Here is a 21,771-nt window from a genome sequence, read left to right as displayed (position 1 = left end):
GCAGCGGGCCGATAGCCCTTACTCAGCCGACTTGGCTGCCGGTTTACGGGCTCGGCTGCGAGGACGGGCAGCGGGTGCCTTGGCGGGTGTGGCGCCTTCTGCCTCGGCGGCGGAGGCCTCGGGAGCGGCAGTAGAGGACTCGGCACTTACCTCCCTCCCTCCAGCACGCGCGCTGCGCGCAAGGGGCGTGGCGGCCTTGCGGGGGCTGGCGCCGGGCTTTGCGCCGTCTCCACTGCGCGCGCGGCTGCGGCGAGGGGTGGCGGCTTCGGGGCCATCGTCCTCGGTGGATGCACCGCCTTCCGGCGTGTCCGCACCCTCTTCCACTTCGGAGCGCATTTCTTGCAGCGGGGTGGAGTCGATCACCGGCTCTGGCGGCGCAGCCTCGGGGGCAACGGACTGGCTGAAGTAGCGGCTGGCCGGACGCTCTGCAGGGGTATCGGCCTGTTCGGCCTCAAGGTGTTCGTGGCGCTGCGGGGAGCGCGTGTCTGCCCGGTCCGGGCCCTCACCGCGACGCCCTCGGCTGCGGCCCGATGGGCCCTGCTCTTCGCCGCCGTCCGAACGCAGGTCAGGCGCCGTCGCCACCGCATGGAAGTCGTGCCGTGTGGCGCCGCCCTGGCTGGCGCGCTCGCCCGCGCCCTCTGACCTGGCGGGCGCCGCTGTTGCGCTGGGCTGACCATGGCTGCGGAACACATACGCACCCGATTTTTCATCGCGCCCAAACTCCAGCAGCCCACGCGCCTGCGCTTCCTCCAGCAGGTTGCCAAAGGTGCGGAAGCCATACCGGCCTTCGCTGAAATCGGGCTTGCGACGCTTGATGGCCTCCTTGAGCACCGAGGCCCAGATCTTGCCGGTGTCGCCGCGCTCGGACAGCAGGGCTTCAAACGTTTCGGCCGCCAGCTCCACGCCCTGGGTCCGGCGCGCGTCCTGGCTTTCCTTTCGGCTGCGCTCCTCCTCGGGGCTGCGGCGTGGCGCGGGTGCCGGATTGCTGCCCGGGCTCTGGCGGCGGGCCTGGGCGCGCTGGTTCTCGCGCACCAGGTCGTCGTAAAAGATGAATTCGTCGCAGTTGGCAATCAGCAGATCGGACGTGGACTGCTTCACGCCCACGCCGATCACCTGCTTGTTGTTCTCGCGCAGCTTGGACACCAGCGGCGAAAAGTCCGAGTCGCCGCTGATGATGACGAAGGTGTTGACGTGCGACTTGGTGTAGCAGAGGTCCAGCGCGTCCACCACCAGGCGGATGTCGGCCGAATTTTTGCCGGACTGGCGCACATGGGGGATTTCGATCAGCTCGAAATTCGCCTCGTGCATGGTGGCCTTGAAGCCCTTGTAGCGCTCCCAGTCGCAATAGGCCTTCTTGACCACGATGGAGCCCTTGAGCAGCAGGCGCTCCAGGATGGGCTTGATGTCGAACTTTTCGTACTGCGCATCGCGCACGCCCAGGGCGACGTTTTCAAAGTCGCAGAACAGGGCCATGCTGATGCTGTCGGAGGGGGATGCCATATCGTGTGTGAGTTCCGTTCAATGCTGCGGATCATCACACGGAACGCATTGCGCCCTCCGAAGGGATGGCCTCAGGTGGGTTTGGCCAAGCCCAGTTTCTCTACCAGCGCCTTCTCGCGCGTGAACGTGTCCTGCGCAAACTTCTTGTACGCCGCCGTGCTCATGTACATCGGCACCATGTCATAGCGCGCCAGGGCCGTGCGATAGCTCTCCTGCTCCATGGCCTGCTTGAAGGCATCGTGCAGGCGCTTGACCACCGCATCGGGTGTGCCCTTGGGTACGCCGATGCCAAAGGGCGAGTTCTGCACCAGGTTCAGGCCCAGCTCCTTGAGCGTGGGCGCGTCGGGGAACTTGGCCAAGCGCTCGGCGCCCCAGGTGTTGAGCACGCGCAGCTTGCCCGCTTCCACCTGCGGCGCAAAGCCGGTGGAGTCGGCCGCCGCCATGATCTGCCCGCCCAGGATGGACTGCATGAGGTCGGCGCTGCCCTTGTAGGGAACGTGCAGCAGCTCCAGGCCCAGCTGCTGGGCGATGAGTTCCATGGTCAGGTGCGGGCTGGTCATGGTGCCGGTGGAGCCGTAGCTGAGCTTGCCGGGGTTGGCCTTGGCCCAGGCCACGAAGTGCGTCCAGGTCTTGAGCGGCGAGTCGGCGGGCACCACCAGTCCAAACGCGTAGCCTGTGACGTTGAGCACGTAGCTGATGTCCTTGACCGGATCCCAGTTGATCTTGGTGGTGTAGGGCAGGCGGAACACGCCCAGCGGAATCTGCGCCACCGTGTAGCCGTCGGCAGGCACGGTCTGCAGCGCCTGGGCAGGCAAGGTGCCGCCCGCGCCGGGCTTGTTTTCGACAATCACGGTCTGCCCGAGGATCTTGCTGGCGTTGTCAGCCAACGCGCGCATGGTGATGTCGGTGGGGCCGCCGGCCGGGAAGGCGATGATCAGCTTGATGGGTTTGTTGGGAAAGCTCTGGGCCTGCGCCAGGAACGCGGGGGCGGCGAGGCTGGCGGCTCCCCATTGGATGATCTGGCGACGTTGCATGGCGAAGCTCCTCAAAACGAAAGACAAAAGATTCGCTCATTGGACTGCAGCCCCTCGCGCGGGGCATGCAGGAAACCCCCTAGCCTCTGTCACCAAGGCGGCAGCGCGGCTGGGGCAGGATGGTTCCCGCAACGCGCCGGTAGCGCGCAACACCGCAGGCGTTTGTCACACTTTGTACGTGGACAGCAGCAGGCTGGTTTCCGTGTTGGCAATGCCCGGCGTGAGGCGGATGCGGCCCAGCGCCGCATCGAATGCCTCCAGGCTTTCGGCGCGCACCTCGGCCACGATGTCCCAGCGGCCGTTGGTGGTGTGCAGGGTGCCCACCGTGGGCTCACCGCGCAGCGCATGGATGACAGCGGGCGCCGCATTGCCCTCGACCGCGATGCTCATCCACGCACGGATGCGCTGGGGCTCCGAATCGGGCCGCAGCCGCACGGTATAGCCGACGATTACACCGCCCTCCTCCATCTTGTGCAAGCGGTTCTGAACGGTGCCGCGCGATACACGCAGCTTCTGCGCCAGCGTGGCCACGGGGGTGCGTGCGTCGGCGCGCAGGATGCTGAGGATTTCGCGGTCGGTGTCGTCCAGTTTGGTCATGGCAGGCTCTATAGCTGGCAGTTCGGCAATTTTCTGTGCATTGTGGCCCTGCAAGCTGGCACGGGCATTTCTTCCGCCCGGCGCAACGCGGACGACTTCTCACGCTGAATCTGGATCAAGAAGGCCGGCAGCGCCCGTCTAGAAAGCATCAAACGCCATCAAATTCATAGCGCTCGCATCACAACGAATCCGTGGGATGCGGGGCCTGCGCATCCAGCCGCGCATCGCAACCCACGCCCGATGCGATCCAGCGCCGGGCCAGCGCAGACAGTGCGCGCACAGCCCAGGGATGGGACAGGCCGGTGACACCACCGGGGTCAGCCACCATGCCACACCAATAGCGCTGGTCAGCATCGCTCCAGCGCAGGGCCGTGCAGGCCCCCTTGCGGCGCCGTGACACCAGCATCCCCAGCGGGCAGGGCTCCGCCAGGCAGCACAGCCCACAGCCGTTGCAGGGTGCGCCTTCTGCGGGCTTGGCGGGTGCTGCGGGATGCAACCACACCACGGTGGGGTGAGCAGGCAGTTGTTCGGGCATGGGGGTGCAAAGGGAACATGCGCGAGCGGCAAATGCCCCCCGCGCTCCACGGTGCATTGTGCGGCCCCATTACCGCCGCGCGACTGGCTGCGCGACCACAGGCCCCAACAAAAAAGCCCCCGCTGCGATCACAGCGGGGGCCAAACCGGTCGAAGGGACCGAGGAGGGAGACAAGTAAAGAGGGAATGAAACTGCCGCCGGATCAGCAGCCCAGCGGCCGGTTCGGGCGCATGGGCACGATGCCGGTGACGCGCAGGGTGGCATTCGAGCCGTCCGTGGCTGTCAACGTTTTCCCGCTGAAGCGCACCTGGTCGCTCTCGCGTACCACCGCCGTGTCAGTCGGCTCGCCGCTGGCGTATTCCTTGCCATCAAAGGTCAGGAAGACCTGGTGCAGGCCCGTCGCATCGGGGCGATACCGGATGTCGCCAAAGGCGGTGGCCGAAGAACCCACCTTGTTGGCCCCGTCAAAACGGAAAGCACACAACTCGGGCACCGAGCCGATGGGGTTTTCCTTGTCCACGCCGGTGAGGTTCAACGTGCCGTTGCCGTACACACCGTTAAGACCGTCCACCGTAGCGCTGGTCACGGTCAGCACACCGGGTTCGTTGCTGGGTGTTGGGTCATCGTCATTGCCGCCGCCGCAGGCGACCAGCAGCACAGAAGCAGCCGCAAGGGCAGTCCAGGTCTTGAGGAAATGAAAAGCGTTCATGGTGATGGGCGTCCGTAGATGTGGAAGGAAGGTGGGGAGCCGATCCCCTGCAACCCATCGTAGGAAGCCCCCCCCCCCGCAGCGCGTGCGCCATATTCCGCGTTGTGCGTAGGACATGGGCCGACAGGGGTGTGCGCCAACCAAATGGCTGGCATGGAGCCACCCCGCCTCTGCCGCCCGCCCCGCTCACATGTCTCAGCGCGCCAGCACCGCGGCCAGCGCCTTTCCAGTATGTGTGCCCGCCGCCACCACATCCTCGGGCGTCGCGGCTGCCACGATGCGCCCGCCTGCGTTGCCACCTTCAGGGCCCAGGTCCAGGATCCAGTCAGCCTCGGCGATCACATCCAGGTCGTGCTCGATCACGATCACGCTGTGGCCGCCGTCGACCAGGCGGTGCAGCACGCGGATGAGCTTGTCGACGTCGGCCATGTGCAGGCCCACGGTGGGCTCGTCCAGCACATACAGTGTGTGCGGCGCCTTCTGCCCTCGGCGGCCCACCTCGTCGCGCACCTTGGTGAGTTCGGTGACGAGCTTGATGCGCTGCGCCTCGCCACCGCTCAAGGTCGGCGACGGTTGGCCCAGCGTGAGGTAGCCCAGGCCCACGTCCTGCAAGAGCTGCAGCGGGTGCGCAATGCTGGGCATGGTGGCGAAGAAGCCCACGGCCTCGTCCACCTCCATCTGCAGTACGTCGCCAATGCTCTTGCCGCGCCAGGTCACGGCCAGGGTTTCGGGGTTGAAGCGCGCGCCGTGGCAGGTCTCGCAGGGCACCTTCACATCGGGCAAGAAGCTCATCTCGATGGTGCGCACGCCCGCGCCTTCGCAGCCGGGGCAGCGGCCTTCGCCAGTGTTGAAAGAAAAGCGCCCAGCCACATAGCCACGTGCCTTGGCCTCCAGCGTCTCGGCAAACAGCTTGCGGATGGTGTCCCAGAAGCCGATGTAGGTGGCGGGGCATGAACGCGGCGTTTTGCCGATGGGCGTCTGGTCCACTTCGAGCACGCGGTCGATGCTCTCGAAGCCCGACAGGCCCGTGCAACCGACCAGTGGCGGCGCCTTGCCCGCGTCCATGGCATCGCGCCCGGCCTTGGTACTGCGCTGCTGCACCCAGGCCTGCACATTGGCCAGCAGCACATCGCGCGCCAGGGTCGACTTGCCCGAACCGCTCACGCCCGTCACTGCCACCAGGCGGTGCAGTGGCACGGTGGCCGTCACGTTCTGCAGGTTGTGCAACTGCGCGCCATGCACCGTAAGCCAGCGCATGGCGGCACGTTCCTTGGCCTCGGTCAGCGCGTCTGCGGCCAGCGATGCGGCCTGGGCCGCGCGCTTCTTGACGGCAGCGCTCTGTCGGCCGGTAGGCGCCGCAGCTTCGGCACGGGCAAAGGCGGCCGTGGCCTCGGCACTGACCTCGCTGGCCGACATGCTGCGGCGCAGCTGCAGCGGATGCTTCATGGCGTGCAGCAGGTAGCGGCCGGTTTGCGAATCTTCGGCGCCCGTGATGTCGGCCACGCTGCCCTGCGCCACCAGGCGCCCGCCGCGTTTGCCCGCGCTGGGGCCAATGTCGATGATGTGGTCGGCGCGGCGGATGGTGTCTTCGTCGTGCTCCACCACCACCAGCGTGTTGCCCTTGTCGCCCAGCTTGTGCAGGGCGTTGAGCAGGATCTGGTTGTCGCGTGCATGCAGGCCAATGGTGGGCTCGTCGAGCACGTAGCAAACCCCCTGCAGGTTGCTGCCCAGCTGCGCGGCCAGGCGGATGCGCTGCGCCTCGCCACCGCTGAGCGTGGGCGCGCCCCGGTCGAGCGTGAGGTAGCCCAGGCCCACTTCTTCGAGGAATTCGAGGCGGCTCTGGATCTCGGGCACCAAGTCGCGGGCGATGTCGCCTTCGCGCTGGGTCATGCCGCCTTCGATGCGCAGGGTCTCGATCCAGCGGCGCACATCCGTCACCGACAGCGCGGCGATGTCGGTGATGCCCACCCCCGCAAACTTCACCGCGCGGGCCGTGGCGTTCAGACGCGTGCCGTGGCATGTGGGGCAAGCTGTGTCCTGCAAATCTTCCACCTCGGGCTCGGCAAAGGTCTGCTCGCGGCCCTTTTCCTTGTCGTCTTGTACCGAGTCGTCGAACACCTTGCGCTGGTCTTTGGTGAGCTTGACGCCCGTGCCCACGCAGTCGGGGCACCAGCCATGCTTGCTGTTGTACGAGAACAGGCGCGGGTCAAGCTCGGCATAGCTGGTGGCGCACACCGGGCAGGCACGCTTGGTCGAAAAGGCTTGCAGATGGCCAATACCGGCCGTGGGCAAGCCGCCCTCCATGGCCGCAGCCAGCGTGTCGATGCTGCTCAGCACATGCACCACGCCCTTGCCGTGCGTGAGCGCGTCGGCCAGCGCCTTGCGGAGCTGGGCTTCGTTCTCGGGCGACACATCCAGGCTGGCAACAGGCAGCTCAATAGTGTGCTCCTTGAAGCGGTCAATGCGCGGGAAGTTGGTGGTGGGCAGGAAGTTGCCATCCACGCGCAGATGCGTGTGGCCGCGCGGGCGGGCCCAGTCGGCCAGCTCGGTGTACACGCCCTTGCGGTTCATCACCAGCGGCGCGAGCAGTCCGATGTGCTGGCCACGGAACTGCGTGAGCAACTGCGCGGCGATGCTCTCGGGCGTTTGCGGCTGCACGGCTGCGCCGTCTTTGGTGCAGTGCTGGGTGCCCAGCTTGACGTACAGCAGGCGCAGAAAGTGCCACACCTCGGTGGTGGTGCCCACGGTGGACTTGCGACCGCCGCGCGAGAGGCGCTGCTCGATGGCGACAGTGGGCGGGATGCCGTACACGGCATCCACCTCGGGCCGACCGGCTGGCTGCACGATGCTGCGGGCATAGGCGTTGAGCGATTCGAGGTAACGCCGCTGGCCTTCGTTGAACAAAATGTCAAACGCGAGCGTGGACTTGCCCGAGCCGCTCACGCCCGTCACCACGTTGAACTTGCCACGCGGAATGTCCACGCTCAGGTTCTTGAGGTTGTGCTCCTTGGCGTTGACGATTTGTATAGCGTTTTTGGCTGCTGGCGCTTGATTCATATACGCGAGGCGCTCTGATTTTCGTAGCACAGCAGCTTTTTCGTGCACCGAGTGGCCGCCCACGCCCAGCGCCAGTTCGTAGTCGCGCAGCGCCTGCCCGGTGTGTGAGGTGGCATGGGCACGCACGTCCTCGGGCGTGCCCTCCGCCACGATGAGGCCGCCCGCGTAGCCGCCTTCAGGGCCCAGGTCGATGAGCCAGTCGCTCGCGCGGATCACGTCCAGGTTGTGTTCGATGACGATGAGCGAGTGCCCCGCATCGATGAGCTTGCGCAGCGCGCGCATCAACTTGGCAATGTCGTCAAAGTGCAGGCCAGTGGTGGGCTCGTCAAACAAGAACAGCGTGCCTTTGCGGGCGACGGACTGGCGCGATTTGGATGCGCTGCGCGCGGCCTCGGCCAGAAAGCCTGCAAGCTTGAGGCGCTGCGCCTCGCCGCCTGACAAGGTCGGCACGGGCTGGCCCAACGCCACGTATTCGAGCCCTACATCCACGATGGGCTGCAGCGCGCGGATCACATCGCGGTCATTGGCAAACAGGTCTGCTGCCTCGGCCACCGTGAGCGCCAACACGTCGGCCACATTCAACGTCCGACCACCGCGCTCGATGGTGATCTCCAGGATCTCGGGCCGGTAACGCTTGCCGTCGCAGTCCGGGCAGCGCAGGTACACGTCGCTCAGGAACTGCATCTCCACATGCTCGAAGCCCGAGCCGCCACAGGTCGGGCAGCGCCCATCGCCGCTGTTGAAGCTGAACTTGCTGGCCGTGTAGCTGCGCTGCTTCGACAGCGGCGCCACGGCAAACAGTTCGCGGATGCTGTCCCACGCGCCCACGTAGCTCACGGGGTTGGATCGAGCGGTTTTTCCGATGGGGGATTGATCGACAAACACAACATCCGACAAATGGTCGGCGCCCAGCATGCGGTCGTGCGCGCCCGGCGTGTCGGTGGCCTTGCCAAAGTGGCGCAGCAGCGCGGGGGCCAGCACGTCCTGGATCAGGCTCGACTTGCCCGAGCCACTGACGCCGGTCACGGTGACCAGGCGCTGCAGCGGGAACTCCACCGTTACATCCTGCAGGTTGTGCTCGCGCGCGCCTTCGAGGATGAGGCGCGGCGTGGATTCGGTGACCATGCGCTTGAAGCCAAAACCCACGTGCTTGCGCCCACCCAGGTAGGCGCCGGTCAGCGTGTCGGCGTTGCGCAAATCGGCCGTGGTGCCGTCAAACACGATCTGCCCGCCCAGGCGGCCCGGGCCAGGGCCCATGTCGATCATGCGGTCAGCCGCCAGCATCACGGCGGGGTCGTGCTCCACCACCACCAGCGTGTTGCCCGCATCGCGCAGGCGCAGCATGGCCTCGGTGATGCGGTGCATGTCGCGCGGGTGCAGGCCGATGCTGGGCTCGTCCAGCACGAACAGCGTGTTGACCAGGCTGGTACCCAGCGCCGTGGTGAGGTTGATGCGCTGCACCTCGCCGCCACTCAGTGTGCGGCTTTGCCGGTCGAGCGTGAGGTAGCCAATGCCCACGTCGCACAGGTATCGGAGGCGGGTGGTGATTTCTTCGTGCAGCAGCTTGAGCGCTTGCGCATCGCCGCCTTTGGCATCGTCGCCCACCGGCAACTGCATGCGATCAAAGAACCTTCGCAGGCGGTCGATAGGCAGCAGCATCAGGTCATGCAGGCACAGGCCGGGCAGCGCCTCGAGCTGCTCGCGCGACCATTGCACCCCCTCAGGCATGAACCGTTTGCCAGGCTCCAGCACCGCATCGGCATCCTCCTTGCGGCCGATGCGCCAGAGCAGGCTTTCGGTCTTGAGCCGCGCACCCGCGCAGGTGGGGCATGGCGTGTAGCTGCGGTACTTGGACAAGAGCACGCGGATGTGCATCTTGTAGGCCTTGCTCTCCAGGTACTCAAAAAAGCGCTTGATGCCGTACCACTGCTTGCTCCATTGCCCGTCCTTGTAGCCGGGGGCGCCGCCGATCACCCACTTTTTCTGGTCGTCGGTCAGCTTGTACCAGGGCGTGTCGCGCGGGATACCAGCCGTTTCGGCATGGCGCATGAGGTCGTCCTGCGCTTCTTTCCACGCGGGGGTCTGGATGGTCTTGATGGCGCCCGCGCGCAGCGTGAGCTTGTCGTTGGGGATGACGAGGCCGTAGTCCACGCCGATCACGCGGCCAAAGCCCCGGCAGCTGTCGCAGGCGCCCACGGCGGAGTTGAACGAGAAGGCCGACGGGATGGGGTCGCTGTAGCGCAGGTCGCTGTCGGGGCAGTGCAGGCCCGTCGAAAACCTCCACAGCTCTGGTTCGCTCTCGTCCAAGAGCCGATAGACATTCAAGCGCCCCGTGCCGCGCTTGAGCGCGACCTCGATGGCCTCGATCACCCGCGCCTTCTCGGCATTGCCCAGACGAAACCGGTCGGCCACCACATCCAGCACCTTGCGCGGGCCGGTGGGCGTAGCCACCTCGCGCTCGGCCTGCACCTTGGTGAAGCCACTGGCGGACAGCCACTGCTCCACCTGCTCCGCGCTGGTGTTGGCAGGCAACTCGACCGGGAAAGTCAACACGATGCGGGGGTCACTGGCGGCAGCGCAGCGCGCGGCCAGCTCCGCGTAGATGGTCTCGGGCGTGTCATGGCGCACCGGCTGCGCGGTCTGCTTGTCGAACAACCGGCCCGCACGGGCGAACAGCAGCTTCAGGTGGTCGTTCAGCTCCGTCATCGTGCCCACGGTGGAGCGGCTGGAGCGCACGGGGTTGGTCTGGTCGATGGCGATGGCCGGCGGCACGCCCTCGACCTTGTCCACAGCGGGCTTGTCCATGCGGTCGAGGAACTGGCGGGCGTAGGCGCTGAAGGTCTCCACGTAGCGGCGCTGGCCCTCGGCATAGAGCGTGTCAAACACCAGGCTGGATTTGCCCGAGCCGCTGGGCCCCGTGACCACCGTGAGTTCGCCGGTGCGGATGTCCAGATCCAGGTTCTTGAGGTTGTGCTGGCGTGCGCCGCGGATACGGATCAGTCCCTGGGTCATGGAGGCAGTCTTTTTCGAGGGTGAGGCGGAACATTCTAGGCACCGCAGTGGCGCCCGTCCGGCCTTGCCGCAATACCCTTTGATTGCGGGTCTGCTGACAGGTGCTGTCACAACATCGGGTTATGCCGGTTCGCAAACAGGGCACATTTGTCTAGAGTAGCCAGTCAATCCAAGGAGACGACCATGTACAAATGGACACAATGGGGAGCCGCAGTCGCTCTGGCCGCCGCGCTGTGCGGCGCTGGCCATGCCCAGATCCTGATCGGGCAAACCGCCGGCTTCTCCGGGCAGGTGGCGGCAGGCGTGAAGGAAACCACCGACGGCGCCCTGCTCTATATCGATGCGGTCAATGCCAAGGGCGGCGTCAACGGCCAGAAGATCGAACTGACCTCGCTGGACGACAAGTTCGACCCCAAGCTGGCCGCAGAAAACGCGCGCAAGCTGATCGAGGAAAACAATGTGTCAGCGCTGTTCCTCACACGCGGCACGCCCCACACCGAGGCCATCGTTCCCCTGCTGGAAAAGCACGGCGTGGCACTGGTCGGCCCTTCCACGGGCGCCATGGTGCTGCACCAGCCCGTGCGCAAATACATCTTCAACGTGCGCGCCACCTACCAGCGCGAGGCAGAAAAGGCCATGACCCACCTGGCCTCCATGGGCATTACCCGCATTGCCGTGGTGTATGCCGACGACAGCTTTGGCGCCGATGGCGTGGCGGGGGCACAAAAAGGCCTGGCGGCGGCCAAGCTCACACCCGTGGTGCTGGAGAAGTTTGACCGTGCCAAGCCTGATTTCGCCCCGGTTGCGGCCAAGGTGGCAAAGGCAGACACCCAGGCCGTGCTGATGATCGCCTCCGGCTCTGCCGTGGTCGATGGCAGCAATGCGCTGCGCGCCGCAGGCTCTGCCGCACAGATCGTGACGCTGTCCAACAATGCCTCGGGTGGCTTCATCAAGAGCCTGGGCAACAACGCGCGCGGCGTGATCGTGACCCAGGTGTACCCCAATGAGCGCGCGGTGACCTACGCCATGGTCAAGGAAGCCCAGGAGCTGGCCCGGGCCAAGGGCTTGCAGGAGATCAGCCCCGCCATGCTCGAAGGTTTTGCAGCCGCCAAGGTGCTGGTGGAAGGGCTCAAGCGCGCCGGCCCCAAGCCCAGCCGCGACAAGATCCACACGGCCCTGGAAGGCATCAAGAAATTCGACCTGGGCGGACTGGAGGTGAGCTACGGCCCAGACGACCACACGGGCCTGGACTTTGCCGACCTCTCCATCATCGGTACGGACGGCAGGTTCCGTCGCTAAGAGCCTGTTTACGATCTCGCAGGGGATCGCAAACAGGCTCTAGGAGCCATCTCCCGGATGGCCATAGGTTGCGCAGGCCCAACTCCGTCCGGGCCTACGTATTTCTACAGTTTATTTGTCACCGTTTGTATCTATATTGACGCCTCCAACAAACAGGCATCTTGGGACAAACATGAGATTGACACACTGGCTTCGCGGGGGCGCTACCCTGGCCGCCATCTTCGCAATGGTGGGCGCAGCCCACGGACAGATTCTCATTGGACAGACGGTGGGCATCACGGGCTCGGCAGCGGCCACGGTGGCCGAATCCATGCAGGGCGCGGCGCTCTACATTGATCACATCAACGCTCGGGGCGGTATCGCGGGGCAGAAGGTGGAGGTCATATCCCTGGACGACAAATTCGACCCCAAGCTGACCCTCGAAAACACCCGCGTTCTGATTGAGGAAAAAGGCGTGATCGGGCTGTTCATGACGCGGGGCACGCCACACACCCAGGGCATCATGCCGCTGCTGGAGCAGCACGGCGTGCCGCTGGTCGGCCCCTCCACCGGCGCCATGGTGCTCCACCAGCCGGTACACAGGTTCATCTTCAACGTGCGCGCGCCCTACCAGCGCGAGGTGGAAAAGGCCATCACCCACCTCAACACCCTGGGCATCAAGCGCATTGGCGTGGTGCATGTGGACGACACCTTTGGCGCAGATGGCCTGGCAGGGGCACAACTGGGCTTCAAGGCCAACCAGCTGGAAGCCCTCTTTGTCGAGAAATTTGACCGTGCCAAGCCCGACTACAGCGCGATTGCACCGCGTGTGGCGCAAAAGCAGCCCCAGGCCGTGGTCTTCATCGGCACGGGCGCGGCGGTGGTGGACGGCATCAAGGCGCTGCGCGCTGCAGGGGTCACGGGGCAGATCGTGACACTGTCCAACAATGCCTCGGGCGGCTTTGTCAAACTCCTGGGCGACCAGGCCCGGGGGGTTGTGGTCACGCAGGTCTTTCCCTCCGAGCGGTCGGTGAACTACCCGGTGGTCAAGGAAGCCATGGAGCTGGCCCGCGCCAAGAACATTTCCGATCTCACGCCCGCGATGGTGGAGGGCTTCGTCAGCGCCAAGGTGCTGCTGGAAGGTATCAAACGCGCGGGCCCCAAGCCGGACCGCGCCAAGCTGCACACAGGCCTGGAGAGCATCAAGAAGTGGGACCTGGGTGGCGTGGAGCTGAGCTACAGCCCCACGGACCACAGCGGTCTGGTGTTCGCCGACCTTTCCATCATCGGGAGTGACGGGCGCTTCAAGCGATGACACCCTAAGAAACTGAGGCGCTGTGCGGGCTCTTGCCCTGCGCCGCGCCAGGAGCGGTAGGGGCGTGGAGTGTGCAGCCCACCGTGACGGCCCCGCACAAAACAAAAGCCTGCGGCCTTTCGGCTGCAGGCTTTTTTTGATGACTTGGGATGGGACCCGGCGGCTTACTGCGCGCTGGCCGCAGATGCAGGTGCCGACGCAGGCGCCGCTGCGGGTGCACTGGCAGCGGGTTCGGGCGCATGCACGGCATCTGCGCCGTGTTTTTCACCACCCATGTCGGCCTTGTCGCCCGCCGTGATGATCACGTACATCGACAACGCAGCAAACAAGACGAAGCCAACAACAATCTTCCACATATCAATATCTCCTGGGATGGGTTTGTTCAATCAAGGGGCCTGGCTAGGGATGCTGTGCACGATTCGTCGCGCCGTATGCATCTGCGGCTCGGGCGGTCTGCCGCGTTGCAAAACCTCGCAACAGCTACGGCTATTGCTGCGTTTTGCGCCTTGCAGCCCATCCCGATCCGCAGCGCACACTTACCGCACGAATCATGCACAGCATCCCCAGGGTTATGGGTTGTACTGGTGCGCGGACAAGCCCCTTGATGGAACACAGGGCCCGACCCTTGCGGGGCGGGCCCTGTTCACCGGTCAGAACCGATCAGTCATTGGCGTAGATGTCCACGTCCTTGGTTTCCTTGATGAACAAGCCACCGATCACCACCGTGGCACCGGCAATGATGATGGGGTACCACAGGCCGTTGTACATGTTGCCGGTCTGGGCCACGATGGCGAACGCCGTGGTGGGCAGCAGACCGCCGAACCAGCCGTTACCGATGTGGTACGGCAGGGACATCGACGTGTAGCGGATGCGGGTGGGGAACATTTCGACCAGCATGGCGGCAATAGGGCCGTACACCATGGTCACCAGCAGCACCAGGTAGGTCAGGATCACGGTGACCATGACCTTGTCGATGCGGGCAGGATCTGCCTTGGTGGGGTAGCCCGCAGCCTTCAGGGCATCGGCCACAGCCTTCTTGAACTCGCCATCTTTCTTCTTGGCTTCGTCAGCGGGCAGGCCCTTGCTGGTGTACGAGGCGATGACCGTGTCACCGATCTTGATCGTGGCGGGCGTACCAGCGGCAGCGACGGCGTTGTCATAGCTCACCGAAGCGCCAGCCAGTACCTGCTTGGCGATGTCGCACGAGCTGGTGAACTTGGAAGTGCCGGTGGGGTTGAACTGGAACGAGCATTCCTTGGGGTCTGCCGTCACGATCACTTGGTTCTTGGCCTGGGCTTCAGCCAGGGCAGGGTTGGCCGCCTTGGTCAGTGCGCCGAACACAGGGAAGTACGTCAGCGCGGCCAGCAGACAGCCTGCCAGAATGATGGGCTTGCGGCCAATCTTGTCCGACAGCGAACCGAACACGATGAAGAACGGCGTGCCGATCAGCAGCGAGACGGCCACAAAGATGTTGGCGGTGGCGCCATCAACCTTCAGGGCTTGTGTCAGGAAGAACAGCGCATAGAACTGGCCCGAGTACCACACCACGGCCTGGCCGGCGGTCAAGCCTACCAGTGCCAGGATCACGATCTTCAGGTTCTTCCACTGGCCGAAAGACTCGGTCAGTGGGGCCTTGGAGGTCTTGCCCTCGGCCTTCATCTTCTGGAAGGCAGGCGATTCATTCATCGACAGACGGATCCAGACCGAGATGGCCAGCAACAGGATCGACACGATGAACGGAACACGCCAGCCCCAGTCCGCAAAGGCTTCTTCGCCCAGCATGGTACGGGTGCCCAGAATCACCATCAGCGACAGAAACAGACCCAGCGTGGCCGTGGTCTGGATCCAGGCGGTGTAGGCGCCGCGTTTGCCGTGCGGAGCATGCTCGGCCACATAGGTGGCTGCGCCGCCGTACTCACCACCCAGCGCCAAGCCTTGCAGCAGGCGCAGGATGATCAGTATGACGGGGGCCGCCACACCGATGGAGGCATAGGTCGGCAAGATACCCACGATGAAGGTGGACAGACCCATGATCAGGATGGTGACCAGGAACGTGTACTTGCGGCCGATCATGTCGCCCAGGCGGCCGAAGAAAATCGCGCCGAACGGACGGACGATGAAGCCCGCTGCGAAGGCCAGCAGCGCGAAGATGAACGCCGATCCGGCATCCAGCCCGCTGAAAAACTGCTTGGCGATGATGGCTGCGAGCGAGCCGTACAGGTAAAAGTCGTACCACTCGAAAACGGTGCCGAGCGACGATGCGAAGATGACCTTGCGCTCTTCGGGCGACATCGGCCGCGGTGCGGGATGGATGGTTGCCATGGTGTCTATGTCTCCTGGTGATTTTTAAGACCGCACAGTGGCGGGCAAGGTCATTCTTCGGGAAGGCACTGACTCTGCTCTGACGCCAAACCAACAGAGGCTTGCGTTAAACTGAACCGATACTTACAAAGTGCCTGCCGTCCTTATGAGCGGGCTTTCAAGCGCACTGGAGCGACTGGACCTTGGGCAGGGAAAACCCCGATCAGGGCCTGTGCGCCCATGCAGTCCACCGGACTCCGTGCACACCAAGCGCCTGAGCGTGCGCTGCCAGCCCGCTTGTGGAGACAACCGTCAACTTTTGCAGGGGCCCCATGCACGCGCACACCGTCCTAAAAAAGACAGATCAAGGGATCGAGGCGATCAAGCACCGCGACCGGGCACTCCCTCCCCGTGAACGTACCACCCTGATCCTGGTGGACGGCAGCAAACGGCTGCAGGACCTGGCCCAGGCCTGTGGCAGCCTCGATGAGGCCTTGCGCATTGGCCAGGCGCTGGTCGACCTGGGGCTGGCATCGGTGGTTTCCGGGGCTGTGGCGCCGCCCTCGCCCACGCACGCCACAACGGGCAACACCCCGGCCACCGCGGCCGCACCGGTTCAGGATCTGCGCACCAGCGCCCGGCGCGCCACCAAGGTCCTTGAAGACCTGCTGGGCCCGGCATGCGAGCCTCTGGCGCTGCAACTCGAAAAATGCAAATCGGTGGCCGAATTGGAGGCCAAGATCCAGGAGTTGCGCCCCGTGGTGGCCTCCATGCGCTCAGAGAAAAAGGCCGAGGAATTCGTGGCCGCAGCGCTAGGCCGCTGAACCCCAACAACACGCAAAGACCGGCCCATAAAAAAACCCCGCCACGGCCGTGGCGGGGTTTGTTATGAACGCTCAGGGCGCACGCAGGCGCCCGTCCCGTCAGTGTGCAGCACTCGCTGCAGAGGTCTTTCCATCCAGGCTGGGGTAGCGCACATGCTCCACCAGTTCCTGGATTTCCTTGCCCGGGGCCTTGGTGAGCAGCGAGACGATGATGATCACCGCAAAACCCAGCGGCACACCAAACAGGCCCGCCGAGATCGGGGCGATATCCCACCAGGTGTTGGCTTTGACGATTTCCGGCGTGATGGCGGTGCCATGCGTGAGCTTGTACAGCCATGGCTGGGTGGTCACCATGTAATAGAAGGTGATGCCCAGGCCGGCCAGCATCCCCAGGGATGCGCCCCACTTGTTGGCGCGTTTCCAGAAGATGCCCAGCGTGAGCGCCGGGAAGAACGCCGCAGCAGCAAACGAGAACGCCGCCGACACCAGGAACAGGATGTCCGCAGGTTTCTGCGCCGCCACATAGGCCGCCGCCAGGGCCACCAGCAGCAGCAGCAGCTTGGACACCATCACACGGCGTGCGGTTGAGGCATTGGGGTCCAGCACCTTGTAGTACAGGTCATGCGACAGCGCGTTGGCGATGGTCAGCAGCAGGCCGTCTGCGGTAGACAGCGCCGCTGCCAGCCCACCCGCCGCCACCATGCCCGACACCACGTACGGCAGGCCAGCAATTTCAGGCGTGGCCAGCACGATGATGTCGCCACCGATGGAGATCTCCGCCAGCTGCAGGATGCCGTCGTTGTTGATGTCCACCACCGACAGCAGCGATTTGTCGACAGCCGACCAGCGCGCGATCCACTCCGGAAGGCTGGCGAACGGTGTGTTCACCAGCACGGTGTAGACCTCGTACTTGGCCAGCACTGCCAGCGCAGGCGCCGTGAAGTACAGCAGGAAGATAAAGAACAGCGACCAGCTCACCGATTCCCGCGCCTCGCGCACCGAGGGCACGGTGTAGTAGCGCATGAGGATGTGCGGCAGCGCGGCCGTGCCGATCATCAGGCAGAACACCAGCGCGAGGAAGTTCTTGCGTGCAACGTTCTGCGCGGCCTCATCCTTGCCGGGGAACGGCTCGGCATGGCGGATGGGCGGCGCCGACTTTGCGGCATTCGAGGTGCGCGCCGCCGTGTACGCAGTGCGGGCGTCTGCTTCGTTCTTGGGCACTGCGGCCAGCGCGGCGGCAGCGGCGGCGATGTCGGGAGCGGGCGCATTGGCAGCCTTCAGGTCATCCAGCTTCTTCTGCGCTGCCGCCCGGTCGGCGGTCAGCGAAGCATTCACATCCTTGAGCTTTTCCACAGCCGCATCCGAACGGGCCTTGTAGATTCCACGCACCTCTATTTCTTTGGGGTCCTTGATCAGCTCGGCCTCTTTGGCAGTCACCTTTTCCAGGGTGTAGCCATACACCGCCTGCGGCACAGGCACGCCCGTGTGTTTGACCGAAAGCCACACCACGGGCAGCATGTACGCAATGATCAGGATGATGTACTGCGCCACCTGCGTCCAGGTCACGGCACGCATGCCACCGAGGAACGAGCAGACCAGGATACCGGCCAGGCCGGCAAAGATACCGATCTCGAAAGCCAGCCCCGTGAGGCGCGAAGTGATCAGGCCCACACCATAGATCTGTGCCACCACATAGGTGAACGAGCACAGGATGGCGGCCCCCACCCCGATCAGCCGGGGAAGGTTGCCCTCAAACCGCGCCCCCAGAAAGTCGGGAATGGTGAACTGGCCGAACTTGCGCAGGTAAGGGGCGAGGAACAGCGCCACTAGGCAGTAACCGCCCGTCCACCCCAGAATGAACGCCAGCCCACCATAACCTGACAGGTACAAGGTGCCCGCCATGCCAATGAAGGAGGCCGCCGACATCCAGTCCGCCCCTGTGGCCATGCCGTTGTAGATGGCCGGCACGCGGCGCCCGGCCACGTAATACTCCGCCGCGTCGTTGGTGCGGCTCATGATGCCGATACCCGCATACAGCAACACGGTGGCCGCCAGAAAAAGGTAGCCGATCCAGTTCTTGGGCAGGCCCATCTGTTCGAGCACCGCCAGCACCAACACAAAGCCGATGAAGCCACCGGTGTACCAGGTGTAGACCTTGTTCAGGCCCTTTTTGAAGTCGCCTTGCGACTGTCCGTCTCCGCCGAAGAGTCCCATCATTCTTCTCCTTCGGCAACGCCGTATTCGATGTCGAGCTTGTTCATGTGGCGGGCGTAGTACCAGATGATCAGGCAGTACACCACCAGAGCGCCCTGGGCAGCCACCCAGAACGAGAACGGCCAGCCGAAGAAGCTGAACGTGAGGTCGCGGGCGAAAAACACCACGACAAAAGTGACAAAGAACCATATGCCCAATAAAAGGGCCGTTATCTGCAGATTTTTGCGCCAGTATTCCTGGTGCTTGGCCGTCAGTTTCATTGCTTGCTCCTCCATGTCGTTAAAAGAACACTCACTCGGACTTCAGCGCTAAAAATCTGCACGCAAACCGGTCTCCCGCTCCAGTTGCGCGGCCACCTTGGGCTCGAATCCTTTCAAATGCCGTATTACGGCGCGTGCCTCCTCGGGCTGGTGCAGATCGACGTGCACACGCGCCATCTGATACCAGCCAAAGGGGCTCATGGGCTGCAGGCGGGTGTTGCGATCCAGGGCCTGCAAGGCCTCCTGAAGCCGCCCCTGCCGCACCAGCACCAAGCCCAAGCCGTACCAGGCCCGGTCCATTTTTTCGTCGATCTGCAGGGCCACCCGGAACCCCTCTTCGGCCAGTGCCAGCAGGTCCAGCTGCTCGGCCACATAGGCATGGTTGAAGTGGGCATTGCACACCTGGGGCTGCAAGGTCAATGCCTGGGCGTAGTACTGCAGAGCCTGTGTCTTGTGGTCGCTGAGCAGCGCGTCGTAAGCAAGGCTGTTGATCGCCAGAACGTCCTGGGGCCAGCGCTCCAGAATCCGCTCAAACACGGCCTTGGCCGCAGCCTTGCGGCCCACAAACAGCAAGGCTTTGGCACGCCAGACCAGCGCCTGACGCTCCAGCCGCTGCGACCAGCGGACGGGGGGAAGGGGAAGGCTCTGGGTCACTGGCATGCCTGTGCTCCCAGCTCCAGACAGAGGTCGATCTTGAGCTTGACGACCAACACCCAGGCCATGAGCAACCAGCTGGCGGTGGCCAGCGGGATGTGCTGGTCCAGCACCTGGCGCGGGCTGACCTTGCGCGTCAGCCACAGGCAGGGCTTGGCGGCCACGTCCAGCATCTGCCAGAACACATTGGTGTGCCGCTTCGCCCCCGCCAACAGTCCCAGCAGAAACCGTCCCACGATGAACATCAGGGACAACTCGATCAGGCTTTTCAGAATGACAACGGTCAGGAGCATGGTGAACTCGATGCCTCGCTGTAAGGAAAAGGAAAGGTGGACGCACTCTGCGCAGGGTGTCTGACCGCTGGCTGACACAGGGCTTATCGCTAACTTACAAATCCCGCAAAAACCCTGCATCTTTTTTTTGCGATGCGATAAATCGGCGGAATCTGAGACGCTCTTGCGGGAAAACACCAAGGGCTCCAAAACCCTTGATCGAGGTCAAGGCGATGCACATGGAAGGACTTCCCGCGTCGCCGGGCCGGGCATAGACTGCCGCCATGGAAAAGCCGCCCAGTCCGCCACCAGTTGCCAGCGCACAGGCGCCGCTACAGCCATCGCACCACCTGCTGGCCAACTTCCGCCAGGACCTCCGGCAGCACGCCCCTTTTGCCCAGATGCTGGATGCCGAGGTGGATGATTTCCTGTCGCATTGCGAGCAGCAGTATTTCGCCCCCGGCGAGCTGGTGATTGGCCCGGAGAGCGGAACGGTGCAGTCGCTGTATTACGTGCGCCAGGGCGCCGTCACGGGCACCCGGGGGCTGGCCGAGGCGGTGGGCGCTTTCGAGTACGAGGCGGGCGACCTGTTCCCCGTCAGCGCCGCCTGGGCAGGCCGTGCTGTTACGGCCACGTACCGCGCCAACACCGACACCTTTGTGCTGGTGCTGGCCGTAGCCCACATGCACCGGCTGGCCAGCCGCAGCACGGCGTTTGCGCAGTACCTGGGCCAGCGCACGGTGCAGTTCCTCGCGCTTTCGCGCCAGGCACTGCAAGCCGCCTATGCCACCCACGCCGCGGCCGAGCAGTCGCTCGAAACCCCCTTGGGCACACTCATCGGCAGGAAGCTGGTGGCCTGCGATGCCAGCACACCGCTGCACACCGCGCTGCAGACCATGCACCAGCAGCGCCTGGGCTCGATGCTGGTGGTGGATGGGGCCCAGCACCCTGTGGGCATCCTCACGCGGTATGACGTGCTGGGCCGCGTGGCGCTGGCCCAGCTGCCGCTGCACACGCCCATTGCGGAGGTCATGGTGCGGCCGGTGCGCACGCTCACCAGTGAACACTCGGCGCAAGACGCAGCGCTGCTGATGTCGCGCCACGGCATCCGCCACGTGCCGATCACCCGCGATGGAGTGGCGATTGGCATGGTGTCAGAGCGCGACCTGTTCGCCATGCAGCGGCAAAGCCTCAAAAGCGTGAGCACCGCGCTGCGCTCGGCCACCGACGTGGAGGCATTGCAGACCTCGGCCCAGGACATCCGCCGCCTGGCACGCAGCCTGCTCGCGCAGGGCGTGCATGCGCGGCAGCTCACCTCGATGATCAGCCACCTCAACGATGTGCTGACCGAACGACTGGTGCAGCTCAAGGCCGAAGAATTTGGCATCGATCTGAAATGGTTGTGCTGGCTGTGCCTGGGCTCCGAGGGGCGGGCGGAGCAGACCATTGCCACCGACCAGGACAACGCGATCATTCTGAACAACGACGTGTCCGACGAGTCGCGCGAAGCGATTCGGCACTTTGCGCATGCCGTCAACCTGGCGCTGGACGCCTGCGGCTACCCGCTGTGCCGGGGCGGCATCATGGCGGGCGAAAGCGCGTGCTGCCTCAAGCTCGACGAGTGGCGCGAGCGCTTCGGGCACTGGGTGGCGCAGGGCTCGCCGCAGGACCTGCTCAACGCCTCCATCTACTTTGACTTCCGGCCCCTGTGTGGCGATGTGGCGCTGGCCCAGGCGCTGCGCGCCGATGTGACGCTGGCCGCGCGCAACAGCCCGCGTTTTCTCAAGATGCTGGCCCACAACGCCCTGGGCCGCAGCGTGCCGCTGAACTGGCGCGGCGCCATAGACACCGACGAGCATGGCGCGCTGGACCTCAAGCTGCAGGGCACGGCGCTGTTTGTGGACGCTGCGCGCATCTACAGCCTGGCATTGGGAGTGCACGAGACCAACACGCGGCTGCGCCTGGAGGCCGCTGGCGCGCAGTGGCGCCTGCCCGAGACGGAAACCGGCGCCTGGGTGGGCGGCTTCGAGTTCTTGCAGATCTTGCGCCTGCGGGTGCAGCTGGAGGCCGGAGAGGCTGAAGCCGCTCCACCCAACCGCATTGTGGTGGCCGGGCTCAACGACATCGACCGGCGCATCCTGCGCGAATCCTTTCGCGTGGCGCGGCAGCTGCAGCAGCGGCTGCAGTTGGACTACGACCGGTAGCCGCC

Annotated in this window: 16 protein-coding genes; 4 read left to right on the top strand and 12 right to left on the bottom strand. The window is 64.7% G+C overall.

What is annotated here, in order from left to right:
• Positions 1-18: 18 nt before the first annotated feature.
• The 6 genes from LPA35_RS06705 to uvrA form a co-directional block, all read right to left on the bottom strand.
• Positions 19-1,500, bottom strand: a complete 1,482-nt coding sequence (locus LPA35_RS06705) for an NYN domain-containing protein (RefSeq protein ID WP_228896072.1) — start codon at positions 1,498-1,500, stop codon at positions 19-21.
• Positions 1,501-1,571: 71 nt separating this feature from the next.
• Positions 1,572-2,534, bottom strand: coding sequence for a tripartite tricarboxylate transporter substrate binding protein (locus LPA35_RS06700; protein ID WP_228896071.1), 963 nt, complete (start codon positions 2,532-2,534; stop codon positions 1,572-1,574).
• A 165-nt stretch (positions 2,535-2,699) separates the two neighbouring features.
• A complete protein-coding gene (locus tag LPA35_RS06695; RefSeq protein WP_055393104.1) occupies positions 2,700-3,131 on the bottom strand; it encodes an Lrp/AsnC family transcriptional regulator in 432 nt (143 codons plus the stop codon).
• 178 nt (positions 3,132-3,309) lie between these two features.
• Positions 3,310-3,666 (bottom strand): hypothetical protein, encoded by a 357-nt coding sequence (locus tag LPA35_RS06690; RefSeq protein ID WP_121421235.1) that lies wholly within the window; start codon positions 3,664-3,666, stop codon positions 3,310-3,312.
• Between the two features lie 202 nt (positions 3,667-3,868).
• Positions 3,869-4,375: a hypothetical protein gene (locus LPA35_RS06685; protein WP_228896069.1), complete on the bottom strand. Its 507-nt coding sequence runs from the start codon at positions 4,373-4,375 to the stop codon at positions 3,869-3,871.
• 195 nt (positions 4,376-4,570) lie between these two features.
• Positions 4,571-10,444: an excinuclease ABC subunit UvrA gene (gene uvrA / locus LPA35_RS06680; protein ID WP_228896067.1), complete on the bottom strand. Its 5,874-nt coding sequence runs from the start codon at positions 10,442-10,444 to the stop codon at positions 4,571-4,573.
• Between the two features lie 183 nt (positions 10,445-10,627).
• On the opposite strand from uvrA, the gene LPA35_RS06675 reads away from it, so the two are divergent.
• Both LPA35_RS06675 and LPA35_RS06670 read left to right on the top strand, forming a co-directional pair.
• A complete protein-coding gene (locus LPA35_RS06675; protein ID WP_121421238.1) occupies positions 10,628-11,743 on the top strand; it encodes an ABC transporter substrate-binding protein in 1,116 nt (371 codons plus the stop codon).
• A 172-nt stretch (positions 11,744-11,915) separates the two neighbouring features.
• A complete protein-coding gene (locus LPA35_RS06670) occupies positions 11,916-13,037 on the top strand; it encodes an ABC transporter substrate-binding protein (RefSeq protein ID WP_370641374.1) in 1,122 nt (373 codons plus the stop codon).
• A gap of 164 nt (positions 13,038-13,201) precedes the next feature.
• Here LPA35_RS06670 and LPA35_RS06665 read toward each other — a convergent pair whose 3' ends face one another.
• A complete protein-coding gene (locus tag LPA35_RS06665) occupies positions 13,202-13,393 on the bottom strand; it encodes a hypothetical protein (RefSeq protein ID WP_055393051.1) in 192 nt (63 codons plus the stop codon).
• Positions 13,394-13,697: 304 nt separating this feature from the next.
• Positions 13,698-15,359 carry an MFS transporter gene (locus LPA35_RS06660; RefSeq protein WP_228896065.1) on the bottom strand — a complete coding sequence of 554 codons (1,662 nt, stop codon included), beginning with the start codon at positions 15,357-15,359 and terminating at the stop codon, positions 13,698-13,700.
• Between the two features lie 311 nt (positions 15,360-15,670).
• Between LPA35_RS06660 and LPA35_RS06655 the strand changes: the two genes are divergently transcribed.
• Positions 15,671-16,162: a hypothetical protein gene (locus tag LPA35_RS06655; protein ID WP_228896064.1), complete on the top strand. Its 492-nt coding sequence runs from the start codon at positions 15,671-15,673 to the stop codon at positions 16,160-16,162.
• A gap of 99 nt (positions 16,163-16,261) precedes the next feature.
• Here LPA35_RS06655 and LPA35_RS06650 read toward each other — a convergent pair whose 3' ends face one another.
• Genes LPA35_RS06650 through LPA35_RS06635 form a run of 4 tightly spaced genes read right to left on the bottom strand, consistent with a single transcriptional unit; the run spans position 16,262 to position 19,583 of the window.
• Positions 16,262-18,379 carry a sodium:solute symporter family protein gene (locus tag LPA35_RS06650; RefSeq protein WP_228896062.1) on the bottom strand — a complete coding sequence of 706 codons (2,118 nt, stop codon included), beginning with the start codon at positions 18,377-18,379 and terminating at the stop codon, positions 16,262-16,264.
• On the bottom strand, positions 18,376-18,636 hold the full coding sequence (locus tag LPA35_RS06645) for a DUF4212 domain-containing protein (RefSeq protein WP_228896060.1): 261 nt from the start codon (positions 18,634-18,636) through the stop codon (positions 18,376-18,378). Before LPA35_RS06645 ends, LPA35_RS06650 begins: the two co-directional genes overlap by 4 nt.
• A 48-nt stretch (positions 18,637-18,684) precedes the next feature.
• A complete protein-coding gene (locus LPA35_RS06640; protein WP_228896057.1) occupies positions 18,685-19,296 on the bottom strand; it encodes a tetratricopeptide repeat protein in 612 nt (203 codons plus the stop codon).
• Complete coding sequence (locus LPA35_RS06635) at positions 19,287-19,583, bottom strand: hypothetical protein (RefSeq protein ID WP_228896056.1); 297 nt, start codon at positions 19,581-19,583, stop codon at positions 19,287-19,289. The genes LPA35_RS06640 and LPA35_RS06635 overlap by 10 nt, the downstream gene beginning before the upstream one ends.
• 263 nt (positions 19,584-19,846) lie before the next feature.
• Between LPA35_RS06635 and LPA35_RS06630 the strand changes: the two genes are divergently transcribed.
• A complete protein-coding gene (locus tag LPA35_RS06630; RefSeq protein ID WP_228896053.1) occupies positions 19,847-21,766 on the top strand; it encodes a DUF294 nucleotidyltransferase-like domain-containing protein in 1,920 nt (639 codons plus the stop codon).
• The last annotated feature ends 5 nt before the right edge of the window (positions 21,767-21,771 follow it).

Origin of the sequence: Acidovorax sp. Leaf73, from assembly GCF_916855635.1 — a bacterium.
Lineage (GTDB): Bacteria > Pseudomonadota > Gammaproteobacteria > Burkholderiales > Burkholderiaceae_C > Acidovorax > Acidovorax facilis.
Note: the sequence above shows the minus strand (reverse complement) of the source record. Positions and strands in the feature narration are given on the sequence as shown.

Excerpts from the sequence above, each read along its gene's own strand:
- LPA35_RS06660 (WP_228896065.1), bottom strand. The coding sequence starts at position 15,359 with ATGGCAACCATCCATCCCGCACCGCGGCCGATGTCGCCCGAAGAGCGC.
- LPA35_RS06700 (WP_228896071.1), bottom strand. The coding sequence starts at position 2,534 with ATGCAACGTCGCCAGATCATCCAATGGGGAGCCGCCAGCCTCGCCGCC.
- LPA35_RS06665 (WP_055393051.1), bottom strand. The coding sequence starts at position 13,393 with ATGTGGAAGATTGTTGTTGGCTTCGTCTTGTTTGCTGCGTTGTCGATG.
- LPA35_RS06650 (WP_228896062.1), bottom strand. The coding sequence starts at position 18,379 with ATGATGGGACTCTTCGGCGGAGACGGACAGTCGCAAGGCGACTTCAAA.
- LPA35_RS06695 (WP_055393104.1), bottom strand. The coding sequence starts at position 3,131 with ATGACCAAACTGGACGACACCGACCGCGAAATCCTCAGCATCCTGCGC.
- LPA35_RS06685 (WP_228896069.1), bottom strand. The coding sequence starts at position 4,375 with ATGAACGCTTTTCATTTCCTCAAGACCTGGACTGCCCTTGCGGCTGCT.
- LPA35_RS06630 (WP_228896053.1), top strand. The coding sequence starts at position 19,847 with ATGGAAAAGCCGCCCAGTCCGCCACCAGTTGCCAGCGCACAGGCGCCG.
- LPA35_RS06670 (WP_370641374.1), top strand. The coding sequence starts at position 11,916 with ATGAGATTGACACACTGGCTTCGCGGGGGCGCTACCCTGGCCGCCATC.
- LPA35_RS06705 (WP_228896072.1), bottom strand. The coding sequence starts at position 1,500 with ATGGCATCCCCCTCCGACAGCATCAGCATGGCCCTGTTCTGCGACTTT.
- LPA35_RS06675 (WP_121421238.1), top strand. The coding sequence starts at position 10,628 with ATGTACAAATGGACACAATGGGGAGCCGCAGTCGCTCTGGCCGCCGCG.
- LPA35_RS06690 (WP_121421235.1), bottom strand. The coding sequence starts at position 3,666 with ATGCCCGAACAACTGCCTGCTCACCCCACCGTGGTGTGGTTGCATCCC.
- LPA35_RS06635 (WP_228896056.1), bottom strand. The coding sequence starts at position 19,583 with ATGCTCCTGACCGTTGTCATTCTGAAAAGCCTGATCGAGTTGTCCCTG.
- uvrA (WP_228896067.1), bottom strand. The coding sequence starts at position 10,444 with ATGACCCAGGGACTGATCCGTATCCGCGGCGCACGCCAGCACAACCTC.
- LPA35_RS06645 (WP_228896060.1), bottom strand. The coding sequence starts at position 18,636 with ATGAAACTGACGGCCAAGCACCAGGAATACTGGCGCAAAAATCTGCAG.
- LPA35_RS06655 (WP_228896064.1), top strand. The coding sequence starts at position 15,671 with ATGCACGCGCACACCGTCCTAAAAAAGACAGATCAAGGGATCGAGGCG.
- LPA35_RS06640 (WP_228896057.1), bottom strand. The coding sequence starts at position 19,296 with ATGCCAGTGACCCAGAGCCTTCCCCTTCCCCCCGTCCGCTGGTCGCAG.